This window comes from Paenarthrobacter sp. TYUT067 (assembly GCF_023656375.1).
GTDB lineage: Bacteria > Actinomycetota > Actinomycetes > Actinomycetales > Micrococcaceae > Arthrobacter.
In genome coordinates this window covers 35,565-50,325 of record NZ_JAMOIT010000017.1, presented here as the reverse complement: position 1 = coordinate 50,325, position 14,761 = coordinate 35,565, and the positions used below count along the sequence as shown (strand labels likewise).

Below are 14,761 nucleotides of genomic sequence, written 5' to 3'. Positions count from 1 at the left end.
ACAAACTGAAGGCTCACCGAGGGGCGACGTCTCACCTCAACCAAGCACCCAAAGAGTCGAGAGCTCACCCCTCGCCAGTACGGCAAGGTCGCGGGCTGGCGACATTGGCAGGATCTTGCCCTGACGTGTCTGAAAACCGCCAGCCACCCCCGCCGCGTGCCGGATAGATTTGCCCTATGACAACCACCACCCCGGCCGAACCCGGCCAGCCTTCCCCGGGCCTGCCCCAGCGCACCACCCCCGCGCCGGGAGCACCCATCAGCAAACTCGGCATCGCGGCCGTCATCATTACGGTGGTCCTGTGGGCTTCGGCCTTTGTGGGCATCCGCGCAGTGGGCCCAAGCTTCTCCCCCGGTTCCTTGACGCTCGGACGCTTGGCGGTTGCCGCCGTGGTGCTTGGAATCGTGGTGCTGCCCACGCTGAAGGTCTGGCCGAGCGGCCGCGAGTGGTTGCCGATCGTGGCGTACGGGGTGATGTGGTTCGGCGGCTACAACGTGGCGCTGAACGCCGCAGAGCACATGCTGGACGCCGGCACCAGCGCCATGCTGATTAACGTCTCCCCCATCCTCATCGCGATTCTTGCCGGCATCTTCCTCAAGGAAGGCTTCCCGCGGTGGTTGCTGATCGGCAGCGGCGTGGCCTTCTGCGGCGTCGCCATGATTGCCTTGGGTTCCGGACAGCGTTCGACGGCGGACGTGGCCGGTGTGCTTTTGTGCTTGCTTGCCGCTGTGCTCGCCTCGGTGAGCGCGATCCTGCAGAAACCCGTTCTGCGGAAGTTCACCGCAGGGCAAGCGACGTGGTTCGGCATCATGGTAGGTGCCATCTGCTGCCTTCCATGGACGGGTCAGCTGATCGCAGAAGTCCAGGTAGCGCCGCTTCCCGCCACCCTGGGGCTGGTGTATTTGGGTATCTTCCCCACAGCCATCGCCTTCACCACGTGGGCTTATGCGCTTTCCCTGATCTCAGCTGGAAAGCTGGCCGCCACCACCTACCTTGTCCCGGGCACCACCATCCTGATTTCGTGGGCGGCACTCCAGGAGGTCCCCACCATTTGGGGATTGATCGGCGGCGTCATCTGCCTGATCGGCGTCGGGTTGACGCGACGCCAGACCCGCCAGCCCCGCAGTTAGCGGGCCATGCCCATCAGTAGTTCGCGGTGCGTGGGCGGGTTTGCACCCGGCCGGCCCACAGCAATGGAAGCAGCCATGGAGGCGATGGTGCCGATCCGTTCCAGCACCGTGGGCGCCAGGCCGTCGCTGCCCCGCAGCAGCAGCCCCATGATGAGCGCTGCCGTATAGGAGTCTCCGGCGCCGATGGTGTCCGCCACGGTAGCCGGAACGGCCGGAACGTTGAGTTGAATGTGTTTGGTGGCCATGAGCGAGCCCTTGACTCCTTGGGTCACCACAGCAAGCCCTGTGCCAAGGGCCAGCAGGTGGCTCGCGGTGTCCTCGAGCGCTTTGCCAGGGTAGAGCCACCGGGCGTCGGAGCCGCTGAGTTTAACTACGTCCGTCAGGGGCACTATTTCCTCGAACAGTGAGAGTGCCTCGTGGTGGCTTCCCAGAAGGTCGGGACGGATATTGGGGTCGTAGGTGACCATGCACCCTCCCTGGGCCTGTTCCAACAGGCTCCGGACAACGCTTGCACCGGGCTCCAGGAACGTGGCGATGGAACCGGTATGCAGGATTCTTGGCGCATAAGGCAAAGCGAGTGGAGCCAGCGCCCAGTCAATGTCGAAGGTGTAATCTGCTGAACCATCGGCGGTTATCCTGGCTGTCGCCGTCGCTGTCTTGCCCGCGGACATGGACCCGGGCAACAACACAACACCCGCTTTTTGCAGGTGCGCAGCGATGGCGTCACCCCGCTCGTCACGACCGATCGCTGTGAGCAGGCCCGTTTTCACGTCCAACAAGCCAAGGCCATAGGAGACATTCGCCGGCGAACCGCCGGGGTACTCCTTCTGCCCGTTCGTCGACTGGACGATGTCAATCAGGGCCTCACCCACAACGACGACGTCGAGGGGCTCAGGTGCAAGGGAAGCGGTGCCGGTCATGCGGTTCCTGTGTCTGTCGAAAAGAGGATTGAGTTCAGTATCTCCCATCACACACGGAGCCATTGCTGCGTTCGCGGACTAAAGTCGAATCATGCCCGCGAATCTTCCTCCCGGCCTGCCCATCATTCCCGACGGCGATCGCCCCTCCTCGCCGCTACGGGAACGGAACGCAGTGCACAGTCCCGTCGAAAACAGGCGTGTTGATGATGTTCCAGGGCCTTACGAAATGTCGGCCGAAGATTTTGAAGAAGCCGTCAGTGACGCCCTGCAGCTGATCCCGCCCAAAGCGGCCAGCGCCATGGACAATGTGGCCATCTTCATCGAGGACGACTACACACCACAACCCGGAGAAGATCCTGGCACCGTGTTGCTGGGGCTCTACGAGGGAGTTCCGTTGACCGAACGGGATTCCTGGTGGGAAGCAGGCTCCCTCCCTGACCGGATCACGATCTTCCGCCAACCCATCCTGAACATTTGCAGCACCCGCGAAGAAGTTATTGATGAGGTGGCCATCACCGTGGTGCATGAGATAGCTCACCATTTTGGGATAGACGACGACCGCTTGCATGAACTCGGCTGGGGCTAGCCTTGTAGGCATGGGGCACGACCACAACCACTCCCACGGAGTCACAGCAACCGGCAAGCACCGGAAGCGGCTTATCGCCGTCCTGGCCATCACCTTAGGGGTGGTGGGCATCCAGGTGGTTGGCGCCGTCGTGTCCGGATCCTTGGCGCTGCTGGCTGATGCCGGACACATGCTTTCTGACGCCGCTGGGGTGTTCATCGCCCTGATGGCGGCGTGGATTGCCACGCGCCCAGCGAGCGACCAGCGAACATACGGCTACCAACGAGCTGAGGTTCTGGCCGCGCTGGCCAATGCCCTGATCCTGATTGTGATCGCTGTGGTGATCATGATCGAGGCCATTCGCCGCTTCGGCGAACCCACGGAAATCCAAACGGACGTCATGCTGTGGGCTGCCATTTTGGGTGCTGTGGCCAACCTCGTTTCCTTGCTGATCCTCCAAGGGGCGCAGAAGGAAAGCCTCAATGTCCGCGGCGCCTACCTTGAAGTCCTGGGCGACCTTCTTGGCTCCATCGCCGTCATCGTTGCGGCCGTGGTGATCATGACCACGGGATTCAGTGCTGCTGACCCGTTGGCATCGGTACTGATTGCCCTGATGATCATTCCGCGTGCCTGGCATCTGCTCCGTGACGTGGTGGATGTGCTTTTGGAAGCCACACCCAAGGGCGTTGATGTAAACATGATCAGGGAACACATAGTTGCCGTGGACGGTGTGGTTGATGCCCATGACATCCACATCTGGACCATCACATCCGGCGTTCCGGTGTTCTCAGCCCACGTGGTGGTGGAGGATGCGGTCCTCAACGCGACGGGGGCGGACAACATCCTGGACCAGCTGGGCTCGTGCCTTGGCCGGCACTTCGACACGGAGCACTGCACTTTCCAGTTGGAGCCCGTGAGCCACTCCGAGCACGAATCACACCAGCACGCCTGAGTCTCCTCAGCGCTACGGGGTTTCCGTACTAACGGTCCCCGCGGCTCCGTCCACGGTGATGTGCTGTCCCGTGCTGATGCGCGAGGTTGCATCGGGGACGCCCACCACCGCAGGTATGCCGTACTCGCGGGCCACCACCGCTCCGTGGGAATTGGGTCCGCCCATCTCCATCACCAGCCCTCCTGCGGTGAGGAACAGGGGCGTCCAGCCAGGGTCCGTTGACGGTGCCACCAGGATTTCCCCGGGTTCCAGGTGCGCACCCACCGGGTCCATGATGACCCGCGCAGGTGCAGACACCAGACCTGCCGACGCCGGACTGCCGGACAGGGTTCCTGGCTGCACGATGCCCCGGCGCTGCTTGCCACCGCTCCCGACTGCCGTAGCCTCGGGTTCGGTCCCATCAGACAACAGCACTCTGGGAATGTGCCTGCGGCGGAGTTCCTGCTGGTAAGCCGCACGGCGTTCGGCAACCACGTCGCGGCGGTCATCCCCTGCCAGGGCGGCCTCGACGTCGTCGAGGTCCAAGAAGAAGACATCCTCGGCTCTGTCAATCCGTTGTGCTGCCGCAAGCTCGTTCCCGATCAGAAGCAGCTGCTCCCTCGCCGCCCCCAACCCCAGGACGAGGTTGTACTTGGGTAACTCCCGCAACCCGGCGAAGCGCCGGGTTCGGTCCAAAGCAATCTTGACTACCGCTTTGTGCAGCGGACTCTTCGCCCTGGCGCGGGCCACGAAACGGGCCACTTGCTCATCGGCTTCACGGGCTGCCCGGCTGAACTGTTGATCCGGGGCCTCCGCACCCTTCGCGAGCCTCAGATAGTTGGCCACCACGCCGAGGATGTGGGTCGGGTCATCGGACCAGCGGGGCATTCCGAGGTCGATCTCGGCAACGGCTCTGTGCCCGTACATGCCCAGGAACCTTGCCACACCGGATTGTGCAATTGGGGGAAGCTTGGCCGCCCGGTACTGTTCCACCAGCTCTGCTGCCGTTTGGCCAACCATGGAGGCAACGGCGTCGGGATCCTCCCGGATCTCCGAGGCGAGCTGCCATAACGCCAGGTCCATTTCCGTGGTGACGTTGTTGGGTAGGCCGCGGAGCACTGTTTGCAGCTCGCTGTAGGGCGCCTGCTCGCCAAGAAGGCGCCGCACCAGCGCCAGCATCGCGAAGCCGAGCGCAGGAAGGGGCAGCACCTGCGGCACTGTTGCGAAGACTTCCTCTCCCAGGATTCTCTGCACGTGGGCAAGCCGCTGATGGGACGTTGCTTTCCCCGGCACAACCAACGTCTCATGCAGTTCCGCGGTGAGTTCCTCCACCCTCTCCATCGCCGCAGCCGGCTGGAACAGTCCCCGGATCACTGACTCGGGAACGCGGTATTTGGCCGCAACCGGCCCCACATGGCGAATCAGCTTCAGGGGTGTCTTGATGGTCACCGTGAAGCGTGGATCCTCGAAGAGACCCCGCATGAGTGCGGCAGAGCGGGCCTCCATGACATCGAAGACCCGCGGAACGATGACCCTCCCGACCCGGCTCCGCAGCACCGGCGTGAGGTCGAAGAAGATGCGCTGACCGGCCTCATAATACGGAGGAGGGCCGGACCTGGGATCAGGTACATCGAAGGCAGCAGTCCTGGCTACACATGAGGCGATGAGGCGGATACAGGCCAACCCCATGGGCGTCATTGGCCTGGTGAGGCCTTGTGCCAGGCTGAAGTTCAGGAACGCGTGCTCGCCCGGCGCAGGAGGCTTTCGCGTAGTTTGCGGGTACAGGGTGGTGATGGGCCTGGCCTGGGTGAGCCATATCTTTCCCGCGGGATCGATGGCCCACTCGGTATCCTGCGGGGCGCGATAGTGCTCCTGAACCTCACGGCCCAGCTCGACAAGGGCAAGCACCTGACGATCACTCAGGCAAGGCTCCACGTCTGAATCGGCAGAACGGCGCCGCTCGAGTCGCTCCGTACCGCCGCCTGGAACGGCGCGGATCTCCAGCTGTCTGTCCCCCAAGGTCCTGCTTACAATGCCACCCTGCAGGGTGGCCACCACATAGTGATCCGGATTCACGGCACCGGAGACTACCGATTCCCCCAAGCCTGGGCTGGCATCAATGACGGTTTCATGGCGATTCCCCGTCACGGGGTTGGCGGTAAACATGACGCCAGCCGTAGTGGAGTCCACCATCTCCTGCACCACCACAGCCAAGGCCACCGTGGCGTGGTCAATCCCGTTGGTGGTCCGGTAGGCCACGGCACGATCTGTCCAGAGCGAGGCCCAGCAGCGGCTTACGGCGTCCAGGACCGCGTTCACGCCGACTACGTTCAGGAAAGTGTCCTGTTGTCCGGCGAAGCTCGCGAACGGCAGGTCCTCGGCGGTGGCCGAAGACCTGACAGCCACTGCGACGTTATCGCCCAATTCCCCGTACGCCAATCTCACCGATTCGGCGATCCCGGCCGGCACCCCGGAGTCGAGAACCAAAGACCGGGCACGGGTGGCGATCTCACTCAGCCGGTCCAACCCCGCCGCATCAGCCTCCGACAAAGCCGCAAGGACAGGCTCCAGAGCAGCTCCCGAGAGCGCCCGCTGGTACGCAGCAGTCGTGAGGCAAAAGCCGGGTGGCACGGGCAGCCCTGCATTAGCTAACTCGCCAAGATTGGCTGCCTTGCCACCGACCTCCGGAAGCATGTCTCCACGTATTTTTGAGATGTTCCGGACGAACACCGAACTCGAGGCGCCGAGGCTGGCGCCGCGATACTGATCCGGCTCTTCGGGCTCCATACTGTCCATGGATGTGCCGGGCGCCGACTCAGGCAGCGCCGAGCATGGGTCCAAACTTGTGACGGTCCGCCAGCCGGGGATCTTCCCTGTCCGGAACAACCAGCACTGGCCCCTTGGCGTGGTGCAGGACTCCGTCTGATGTTGACCCCAGCAGCATTCCCGCGAATCCGCCTCGGCCACGGGTTCCCAAAACAACCAGCTCGACGCTGCGGCTGGTTTCCACAAGAACATCAACGGGCGAGCCATCCCGGAGGTCCGTCTCAATAGCCAACGAAGGGAAGTGGCTTCTGAGCCAGGCAACACCGGCGTCAAGCTGGACCCTGATATCGGCGAATAGGGCATCGCGGTCCAACGGAGCCGGAACCCACGCCAGGGAACCGCTGTACTGCGGAACAGCGCAGATGACGCGCAGTGTGGCTCCCATACGCTGCGCTTGCTCGGCAGCTTCGAGCACAGCAACGCGTGCTTGCTCGGAGCCGTCAACGCCTACTGCAACCACGTTTTCCACAGTGCGCGGGCCCGTTTTGGCGTGCTCGGCCTTGATGTGTTTGTCCTCGGTGTTCTCACCGAGGCGGTCAGCGCAATAGAGCGGGACCGTCACCGTGGGGCATTTGGCGTGCGCGGGCAGGGCACTACTCACCGAACCCAGGAGGCGCCCGACGAACCCACCGCGACCCCTGCTGCCGAACACCAGCAGCGCGGCCTCCTCGGAAAGGTCCAACAAGACACCAGCGGCATCACCGTTTTCCACGGAAGCATCGACGTCAATGGCATATCCGGAGACTTTGTCCAAGGCTTGACGAACGATCGCATCAGCGCCTTCGCGGATGACGGAATCGTCAACTGTTGCGTAGCCACCGTCCAAGCCGGAGGCCGCGAAAATTGGCACGGAGTACGCCGTGACAATATGCAGCGGAAGCTGGCGGCGCTCCGCCTCCCGTGCGGCCCAAACCAAGGCGCACTGACCGTGCTCTGAACCATCCACCCCGACGACGATGCCACCAGGTTCCACAACCTGGTCCTGGCCGTCCGGTGACTCTTCACTGTGTCTTCCGTGCTGGTCCATGGGGGCCTGCCTCTCCACCTACTGCTTGATGTTCCGGCTATTCTGCCAGAGGATCCCGGCCTAGAACTTCCAGACTGTTTTGTTGCCAACGGCCGGGGCAGGAGAAACCCGGAAATTCCTCCTCCCAATGCTCACTATTCTCGGTCAGCAGTGGCGAATCAAGACGACATTGGGCTATGTGCATAACGGTCAGGGCTCGGTTCCCGGCGGTCCCTGGGGTGCTCGCGGCGAAGAGACAAAACGCGCAGGCGGAGAGGCTATCCATGGCCGAAAAAGTTCGGTAGTGTTCGAGTCACCGAATGGCCGGAAAACGTGTCTCACACCACACGCCCCGGTCATTTACTTGCGGCCGCTTGGGGAACTCGGACGCGATCCCACGCGATGCCGAAAGGCACACACGTCAAGGAGGAACCAAGCAGTGTCACTCACGCCTGATTCCGGCACGGAACGCACCACCACCGTGATCATCGGAGCCGGCCTGTCCGGCTTGGCAGTTGCCAGCGAACTCAGCCGCTACGGCGTGGGTTCGATCGTGGTAGACGGGTTCGGCGCGTTATCCACTACTGGACCGTCCGTCCATACAGGCATGCTCCAACGCACCGACGCCGCAGATCCGACAGCAATGCAGGAACGCAACGAAATCCTTCGCCACCTGAGGAACTACGCTGCCAGTCATCAACTGGACGTTCGTAACACCACTCGCGCTGTCCGCTTGGATTTCCTGGGCTCAGATCCCTCACGGCATATCGGATACGGTGTGGCCGCCAGCATGACAACCACAGGCCTGAGGACCGGGCTCCACGCATCCGGCCCCCACGAATCCCATCCTCGCCAGTGGGCAATCCACACAGCCCAAGGCGTTCTTCTGGCAGACCACGTAGTAGTGACACGCTGCGCCCAAAGCCAGCTACGGCGCATGCTGGCCGAACTTGGCATTGCAGTCGGACAGAATCTTGCCGCGGCCATGCGGGCCGTGGGAATGCACCTGGTGGGCGTCGGAGACCTCATCACTCCGTCCCCCAAGGAAGTGCTGCGGCAAGCCAAAGCAGTGGGTCAGGCCATCTCCTCCAAGGTTGCCCTGCCGGCGGGTCCCGGCGTCGCCATCGCCTAGGAAGTCCCGCAAGCAAACGCGCTACCACCCCCGCAAGCCAGCCAAGTCCGCCGTCGTACGTCCCGCACTGAACTTTTACGAACAGAACTTAACGCCAAAGGCCGGTGCCTCCGGAGACATAAGTCTTCGAAGGCACCGGCCTTTGAACTGAAGCGTGAGGCTTTATGCGCCAGCGCGTACGTAGGTCAGGGGACCCGTTGCGGTCAACCAGCTGATCGGGTGGATGCCCGTCTGGTTGCCGTTGATGCCACCGCTGATGGCCTGGCCGTTGCCGATGTAGATAGCAACGTGGCCGGACTGGACGATCATGTCACCGGGCTGGGGATCGCTGACGACCTTGCCGTAGTTCATGAACTGCATGGGACCGAGGTCGCCTACGGGGATGCCTGCGGAACCAAGGGCCTTTTCGACCATGGCGGTGCAGTCCTGGAAGATACCGATCTGTGCGTAAGCCGAAGCAACCATGGCTGCGTTGACGCCGCCGGCGGCGGGGGCAGCTGCAGGAGCAGCGGCAACCGGTGCGGGTGCGGCAGCAACAGGAGCAGCAACCGCGGCCTGAGCGGCAACGGGAGCTGCAGCAGCAGCCGTGGTGACAGCTGCCTTCTTGGCTACAGGGGCCTCAACAACGGGGGCCGGCTTTTCGATGACCGGAGCTGCTACGGAAGCAACTGCGGGACGCTCAAAGTTGACGGTAGCCGTTGACAGGGCGGTAACAACCTTGGTGGGTGCCTCGGAAACGGTCTCGGCAACCGTTGCGGGGCTGGAATCGCGCTGAACCGGGGTCTCAGCTGCGTGAGCAGCAATGGAACCGGTCAAAACGAGGCCCGAGGCTGCTGCGATAACAGCTGCCTGACGACCAGCGCCTGAAGCGTTGCTGGCAACTGCCTTCGAGATGGAGATGAACGGATTAGGACGTACGCTGTCCGCCTTACGACGGCCGCGAAGAATGCGTGAAGACATGAAAGAGCCTCTCCCGATGCCTGCGAGGTTAGCTGTCGGATTCGGATGGGAGTCACCCGGCCACTATCTCCCGCTGTTCAGCGAAAGCATCGTGACTTCACCCCAAGGCACGCTCGAAAGCGACCTAAATTGGGTTCCCCGTCTCTGCCGTAGGTTTGTCTGCGAACGGATTCCGGACTGCGGCAGAGCTAGGCAATCAGGCCGGAAGTGCCCGCTACGTGGAACAGGCACAGGAACTACGGTACGCGATGATTCTCCCGAAGTCACATTTAAGTAACGGGAAGTGAGCTTCTGGCGTGTCGCGGTAACCGATTCGAGATATTCGCAGGTACGTAGAAAACCGCGCTATTCCGCGGGAATATCGGCATCTGGCTCGTTCGAAGCCGCCAATTTTTTCCGTGCGGTAACGGCGAGATAAATTACGAGACCCACCGCCACAACAGCCAGCCCCACAATGCTCCAAGGGAAAGGTTGGGAGGCGTCGGCGGCTGGCTCATTGTTACCGGCAGTCCCTGGTGCGGCGGTGCCCACTGTTGGTACCGCAGCTGAGGAAGCCGAAGCCGCTGGTGAGGCACCCGCCGTACCACTCGCCGACGTCGAGCCTCCTGCGGCGGCTGTGAACGTGAAGGTGCCCTCAATCGGGTGCGAGTCGGAGCTGACCACGCGCCATACCACCGTGAACTCGCCGGCAGGGGCACCCTCGCGGAGCTTCTGAACGGCCTGGTTGTCGATGATTTCGACCGGACCGTCCGCCCAGTTCTCGCCGCCGGCCGTCACCGTTACGCCCGAACCGATCGCGAGCGGGCGGTTGTTGAACGTAATGGAGACCGACGCCGGGACTTCCGCCACGCGGGCACCGTTGGCTGGCGCTGTGGACTCGGCGACGTCGTGCGCGGACGCCGGTGCCGCTGCAAACAGCAGGGCGGAAGCAAAAGCAAGAGCAGCGACGACGGCGGCCAGAAGCGGGCGGATGGTACGCATGGGGCGGTTTCTCCTAGTGTTGGCTTCCTTACAGACTAGGCGAATCGTTGGGAGGGCCCGCACCGGACAACATAGGATTTGAGAGCAAACTCCCCCTCGATCCCCGGAGACCTTCATGCTTAAACAAGGTTCTGCAGTCGACCGCTACTTCAAGATCTCCGAACGTGGATCCACATATTCGCGGGAAATCCGTGGCGGCTTCGCGACCTTCTTCGCCATGAGCTACATCGTGGTGCTCAATCCACTGATCCTCTCCGGACCCGATTCGAGTGGCGCGTCGCTGGGTTTCACCGCCGTGGCGGCCACCACGGCGTTCGTTGCCGGCATCCTGACCATCCTCATGGGAGCCTGGGCCAAGCACCCGTTCGCCGTGGCCACAGGCTTGGGCGTCAACGCGTTCGTCGCAGTCACGGTGGCATCGCACCCCGGGCTGACATGGCCGGACATGATGGGACTCGTGGTACTTTCGGGCATCACCATGCTCATCCTGGTGCTGACCGGATTCCGGACTGCAGTGTTCAAGGCGGTGCCCGAAGCCCTCAAAACGGCAATCGTTGTGGGCATTGGCCTCTTCATCGCCCTCATCGGCCTGGTTAACGCCGGTTTCGTCCGGCGCATCCCCGACGCCGCCGGAACCACCGTTCCACTCGGTTTGGGCGTGGACGGCAAGCTCCTTGGCTGGCCCACCCTGGTATTCGCAGTGGGCCTGATCCTCACCATCGCACTGGTGGTCCGGAAGGTCCGCGGAGCCATCCTGATAGGTATCGTTGTGTCCACCGCGCTGGCTGCCATCCTCGAGTTCACTCTCCACATTGGCCCAAGCTTTGACGGCACCAACGTCAACCCCCGCGGCTGGTCCCTGGTGGCCCCCAAGCTCAGTGAATGGGGCGCACCGGACCTGTCCCTGATCGGCAAGGCCAACCCGTTCGGCGCCTTTGAGCACCTCGGTTTCATCGGTGCAGCTTTGCTGGCATTCGTGATCCTGCTCAGCATCTTCTTCGACGCCATGGGCACCATGGTGGGCCTGGCCAACGAGGCCGGGACAGTGGATAAGGACGGGAACATCCCCAACGTGGACCGGGTACTCCAAGTGGACGCGCTCGGCGCGATCGTGGGCGGTGGGGCCTCTGTTTCGTCCAACCAGATCTTTGTGGAGTCCGGTGCCGGGATCGGCGAAGGTGCACGAACCGGGCTCGCCTCGATCGTCACCGGCGCACTCTTCCTGGTTGCCATGTTCTTCACTCCCCTGATCAACCTGGTGCCGTTCGAGGCCGTGGCCCCCGCCCTGGTAGTGGTGGGCTTCATGATGGTCTCCCAGGTGGGCAAGATCGACTGGCAGGACTGGGGCGTCGGAATTCCCGCGTTCCTGACCATCGCGCTCATGCCGTTCACCTACTCGATTGCCAACGGCCTCGGCGCGGGCTTCATCTCCTACGTCCTGATCCGCACCTTCCAGGGCCGCGCCCGCGAAGTCCACCCGCTGATGTGGGCTGTGGCTGCTGCCTTCCTGCTGTTCTTCGGCATCGGAACCGTGGAAGAGCTGCTGGGCGTCAAGTAGCCCAGTCCGGGATTTCAGACACTCCCGGCGCTGGGCCACTGGTTTTTGGGCCCCGCGTCGGGTGTGCTGGAAGCATGGAAACAAGCGCCCCCACCGTTGACGTCAATCCCACACCGTGGACCGGCCGCTTTGATGGGGACGGCGCCGAGCACCGCCGCTGGTGGCAAGCTGTAGAACCCCACACCGTGTCCGGCACCGCAGCAGCCTCGCGCCCCGCCGTCGTGCTTGGTTTCTGCAGCGACGCCGGCGTCCTCCGCAACAAGGGCCGTGTGGGGGCCGCCGCCGCACCAGCCGCCATCCGTGCGGCTCTGGGTCCGCTGGCTTTCCACCTTGACCGCGACGTGTTCGACGCCGGTGATGTGGTTGTGGAGGACGACTCACTTGAGGCTGGCCAAGAGCGCGCCGGGCACGCCATTTCGGGACTGCTCGACGCCGGCAACCTCACCGTGGTGCTGGGCGGAGGCCACGAAACCGCGTTTGCCAGCTACCTTGGCGTAGCCGGTTCTGACGCTGTTCGAGGCAAGCGCGTGGGTGTGCTGAACCTGGACGCCCACTTTGACCTGCGCGACGAACCCACGCCGAGCTCGGGGACGCCGTTCCTGCAGATGGCCCACGCGGAAGCTGCCGCTGGGCGCCAACTGCAGTACGCCGTCGTCGGAATTTCAGAGCCGAACAACACACGAACGCTCTTCGATACGGCCAACCGGCTGGGCGTGAAGTACCTCCTTGATGAGCTCTGCACGCCGGAAGCCGTGGAAGTGTTCGTTGCTGATTTCCTGGCCGGCGTTGATGTGCTGTACCTGACCATCGATTTGGACGTAATGCCGGCGTCGGTGGCGCCCGGAGTGAGTGCCCCCGCTGCTTATGGCGTGCCGCTGCCGGTGATCGGCGCCATCTGCCGGCAGGTTGCTACGAGCGGAAAGCTGCTCCACGTGGACGTCGCAGAGTTGAATCCGGAGTTCGACATCGATTCCAGGACCGCGAAGGTTGCGGCCCGCTTAGTCAACACTTTGCTTGCCTAGATATTCCCCGCCCCTTTTCCAGCCTTCCTCTTCCACTTAGCCTGTGGGGAGGGAAGGACGGCAATGAGCGCAACTCCTGTGCAGGACAAGTGGGCTTGGGTAGCCGGGCCGGTGGCTGTGGCCCTGGGACTTGCAGCGCACATGGTGGCTGGCGGCAGCGCTCCGGCCATCCCCGTCCTCGTGGCCTTCGCCGCCATCGGTGCGTTGGCTGCCCAGGTTATTGCCCGTTGGATCCACGGGCCTCTGCTGTTGTTGCTGGCGTCCGGGGTGGCGCAGCAACTCCTTCATTTCGGCTTTGCCGCGTTCGGGGGCTACTTCCCCGGCAACGGCTTACTGGATCACCTGCACGGCGGCCAGGACCTGGCGGACGTGCCCGCCGGGGCAGCCGCCAGCGGGGGCAACGTTCATCTCCTTCTCTACACGCACATGGCTGCTGCCATCCTGACGCTGCTCCTTGCTGCGGGAGTTTCAAAGCTGGCGGCACCGAAACGTGATAGGCCGCTCGGGCGGGCAACCCAAAGTCTTTAATCAACCATCGGGAGGGTGGACCAGGCGGACGCGCCGATCTCGGTTTTCCACTTACCCAGTGAGACTCCCAACGAGCACGCGATTTTGCTTCGTAATGAGCCTTTTACGATGCTTACGGCTTCACGGGCAGCAACCTTTAGCAACGGTTCGTAGCCCTGCGAAAGGCGGGGACACCAACTTTGCCCGGCCCGCGTTCAGGCACCTAGTGTCGTTTGCACGTGGTGTACCCAAGAGGCCAGGGAGCTGCCTGCAAAGCAGCGTACGCGGGTTCGAATCCCGCCACCACGTCCATGGGTTCAAGAGGGCGCCCCCCTTCGCGAGATGTCACCAAGGCGGGCTCCAGGCGGAGACCCACGTCACTCGCCTGCCGGTCATCTTACAAATTTTCAGGTCCGGCCACTATGATTGACGGGTCGCCCTCGCATGCGGCACGTAATAGGAGGCCCCCAATGACCCCTGCAATGACTGCAGAACGCGAAATTCGCCTGTCCTTTTCGAAGGCAGACGAGATCCACGACGGACTCGACCGCGCCGTGGATGCCCTGATCGAAAACGCAGCAGCAGACGCTGCCTGCGGCATTCTGGTGACGCGCCACGAGCCCGGCACCTACACCGTGGCTCTGGACGAATCCGTTCCCTTCGGTCAGACCCGCGAAGTTCTCGCTGCCTGATACCCCCAAAGTATTTCCGGGGCAGCGACGCCAAAAACCGGGGCCCGTTCCTTTCCGCTTCTACTACCCGCGGAAGGGAACGAGCCCCGGTTTCTGTTAAACAAGTACCTCGGGCGGAACTGCCGCCTACGCCCGGCGGAGAGCCACGCCGTCGGACTTCATGAACAGTTCCTTGCCCTCTTCGGTGACGCCCGGCCCCGAATGCTCAAGCCACACCACGTTTCCGCTGCTGGAAACTTCTTCGATCAGACCGGCGGCGATCACGTGGGCGTATTTGACCACTTCCACCCGCTCGCCAACTTTCAGCGTCTTCCAGTCGGTAACCGTAGCCGTGTGAGCGCTTCGCCTGGACAGGACTGCTCCGCGTGCCTTCATTGAACTTCTACCCCTTTGTGGATGTTCTCTGTTGTGTATTGAGTTATTGAACAGTTGACCGTCAAGCCCACGACATCGTTGGCGTGGACGTGACGTACACCATAAGTTCTACTACATTTGCCACGCCCCGGTGATTGCGTTGCGAACAAAGACCGG

The 14,761-nt window shown here is 62.9% G+C and carries 14 protein-coding genes, 1 tRNA gene and 1 riboswitch; of the genes, 9 read left to right on the top strand and 6 right to left on the bottom strand.

The annotated features are described in order from the left end of the window. Positions 1–176 precede the first annotated feature (176 nt). Complete coding sequence (locus MOD31_RS15690; protein WP_250821077.1) at positions 177–1,130, top strand: DMT family transporter; 954 nt, start codon at positions 177–179, stop codon at positions 1,128–1,130. Here the strand turns inward: MOD31_RS15690 and MOD31_RS15685 are convergent. Further along, on the bottom strand, positions 1,127–2,050 hold the full coding sequence (locus MOD31_RS15685; protein ID WP_142936936.1) for a carbohydrate kinase: 924 nt from the start codon (positions 2,048–2,050) through the stop codon (positions 1,127–1,129). The two genes, MOD31_RS15690 and MOD31_RS15685, sit on opposite strands and share 4 nt — an antisense overlap. Positions 2,051–2,141: 91 nt before the next feature. Here MOD31_RS15685 and MOD31_RS15680 point away from each other — a divergent pair, with 91 nt between their 5' ends. Together MOD31_RS15680 and MOD31_RS15675 are read left to right on the top strand one after the other, a co-directional pair. After that, entirely contained in the window at positions 2,142–2,636 is a 495-nt protein-coding gene (locus MOD31_RS15680) for a metallopeptidase family protein (protein ID WP_223941580.1), read from the top strand. A 10-nt stretch (positions 2,637–2,646) separates the two neighbouring features. Next, positions 2,647–3,567, top strand: coding sequence for a cation diffusion facilitator family transporter (locus tag MOD31_RS15675; RefSeq protein ID WP_142936938.1), 921 nt, complete (start codon positions 2,647–2,649; stop codon positions 3,565–3,567). A 12-nt stretch (positions 3,568–3,579) separates the two neighbouring features. On the opposite strand, the gene MOD31_RS15670 is transcribed toward MOD31_RS15675, so the two are convergent. Then, positions 3,580–6,342, bottom strand: a complete 2,763-nt coding sequence (locus MOD31_RS15670) for a PEP/pyruvate-binding domain-containing protein (protein WP_250821076.1) — start codon at positions 6,340–6,342, stop codon at positions 3,580–3,582. Positions 6,343–6,361: 19 nt separating this feature from the next. Further along, positions 6,362–7,399 carry a universal stress protein gene (locus tag MOD31_RS15665; protein WP_166841161.1) on the bottom strand — a complete coding sequence of 346 codons (1,038 nt, stop codon included), beginning with the start codon at positions 7,397–7,399 and terminating at the stop codon, positions 6,362–6,364. 418 nt (positions 7,400–7,817) lie between these two features. Here MOD31_RS15665 and MOD31_RS15660 point away from each other — a divergent pair, with 418 nt between their 5' ends. Next, positions 7,818–8,510, top strand: a complete 693-nt coding sequence (locus tag MOD31_RS15660) for an FAD-binding protein (RefSeq protein WP_166841160.1) — start codon at positions 7,818–7,820, stop codon at positions 8,508–8,510. A gap of 162 nt (positions 8,511–8,672) precedes the next feature. On the opposite strand, the gene MOD31_RS15655 is transcribed toward MOD31_RS15660, so the two are convergent. Both MOD31_RS15655 and MOD31_RS15650 read right to left on the bottom strand, forming a co-directional pair. Further along, positions 8,673–9,470: an NlpC/P60 family protein gene (locus MOD31_RS15655; protein WP_142936948.1), complete on the bottom strand. Its 798-nt coding sequence runs from the start codon at positions 9,468–9,470 to the stop codon at positions 8,673–8,675. Between the two features lie 3 nt (positions 9,471–9,473). Further along, a riboswitch (cyclic di-AMP (ydaO/yuaA leader) is annotated at positions 9,474–9,665 on the bottom strand. Positions 9,666–9,815: 150 nt separating this feature from the next. Next, complete coding sequence (locus MOD31_RS15650; protein ID WP_250821075.1) at positions 9,816–10,451, bottom strand: copper resistance CopC family protein; 636 nt, start codon at positions 10,449–10,451, stop codon at positions 9,816–9,818. 115 nt (positions 10,452–10,566) lie between these two features. On the opposite strand from MOD31_RS15650, the gene MOD31_RS15645 reads away from it, so the two are divergent. From MOD31_RS15645 to MOD31_RS15625, 5 genes are all read left to right on the top strand, one after another. Next, a complete protein-coding gene (locus tag MOD31_RS15645) occupies positions 10,567–12,009 on the top strand; it encodes an NCS2 family permease (protein WP_142936950.1) in 1,443 nt (480 codons plus the stop codon). 74 nt (positions 12,010–12,083) lie between these two features. After that, entirely contained in the window at positions 12,084–13,031 is a 948-nt protein-coding gene (gene hutG, locus MOD31_RS15640; RefSeq protein ID WP_250821074.1) for a formimidoylglutamase, read from the top strand. Positions 13,032–13,094: 63 nt separating this feature from the next. Next, positions 13,095–13,559 carry a hypothetical protein gene (locus MOD31_RS15635; protein WP_142936952.1) on the top strand — a complete coding sequence of 155 codons (465 nt, stop codon included), beginning with the start codon at positions 13,095–13,097 and terminating at the stop codon, positions 13,557–13,559. Positions 13,560–13,776: 217 nt separating this feature from the next. Further along, positions 13,777–13,850, top strand: a tRNA-Cys gene (locus MOD31_RS15630). 158 nt (positions 13,851–14,008) lie between these two features. Continuing rightward, complete coding sequence (locus MOD31_RS15625) at positions 14,009–14,230, top strand: hypothetical protein (protein WP_089593406.1); 222 nt, start codon at positions 14,009–14,011, stop codon at positions 14,228–14,230. Between the two features lie 126 nt (positions 14,231–14,356). Here MOD31_RS15625 and MOD31_RS15620 read toward each other — a convergent pair whose 3' ends face one another. Continuing rightward, on the bottom strand, positions 14,357–14,605 hold the full coding sequence (locus tag MOD31_RS15620; RefSeq protein WP_250821073.1) for a hypothetical protein: 249 nt from the start codon (positions 14,603–14,605) through the stop codon (positions 14,357–14,359). Positions 14,606–14,761 lie beyond the last annotated feature (156 nt).

What these genes read in the sequence shown, in the direction of transcription:
- MOD31_RS15690 (WP_250821077.1), top strand. Translation starts at nt 177, where the DNA reads ATGACAACCACCACCCCGGCCGAACCCGGCCAGCCTTCCCCGGGCCTG.
- MOD31_RS15685 (WP_142936936.1), bottom strand. Translation starts at nt 2,050, where the DNA reads ATGACCGGCACCGCTTCCCTTGCACCTGAGCCCCTCGACGTCGTCGTT.
- MOD31_RS15680 (WP_223941580.1), top strand. Translation starts at nt 2,142, where the DNA reads ATGCCCGCGAATCTTCCTCCCGGCCTGCCCATCATTCCCGACGGCGAT.
- MOD31_RS15675 (WP_142936938.1), top strand. Translation starts at nt 2,647, where the DNA reads ATGGGGCACGACCACAACCACTCCCACGGAGTCACAGCAACCGGCAAG.
- MOD31_RS15670 (WP_250821076.1), bottom strand. Translation starts at nt 6,342, where the DNA reads ATGGACAGTATGGAGCCCGAAGAGCCGGATCAGTATCGCGGCGCCAGC.
- MOD31_RS15665 (WP_166841161.1), bottom strand. Translation starts at nt 7,399, where the DNA reads ATGGACCAGCACGGAAGACACAGTGAAGAGTCACCGGACGGCCAGGAC.
- MOD31_RS15655 (WP_142936948.1), bottom strand. Translation starts at nt 9,470, where the DNA reads ATGTCTTCACGCATTCTTCGCGGCCGTCGTAAGGCGGACAGCGTACGT.
- MOD31_RS15650 (WP_250821075.1), bottom strand. Translation starts at nt 10,451, where the DNA reads ATGCGTACCATCCGCCCGCTTCTGGCCGCCGTCGTCGCTGCTCTTGCT.
- MOD31_RS15645 (WP_142936950.1), top strand. Translation starts at nt 10,567, where the DNA reads ATGCTTAAACAAGGTTCTGCAGTCGACCGCTACTTCAAGATCTCCGAA.
- hutG (WP_250821074.1), top strand. Translation starts at nt 12,084, where the DNA reads ATGGAAACAAGCGCCCCCACCGTTGACGTCAATCCCACACCGTGGACC.
- MOD31_RS15635 (WP_142936952.1), top strand. Translation starts at nt 13,095, where the DNA reads ATGAGCGCAACTCCTGTGCAGGACAAGTGGGCTTGGGTAGCCGGGCCG.
- MOD31_RS15625 (WP_089593406.1), top strand. Translation starts at nt 14,009, where the DNA reads ATGACCCCTGCAATGACTGCAGAACGCGAAATTCGCCTGTCCTTTTCG.
- MOD31_RS15620 (WP_250821073.1), bottom strand. Translation starts at nt 14,605, where the DNA reads ATGAAGGCACGCGGAGCAGTCCTGTCCAGGCGAAGCGCTCACACGGCT.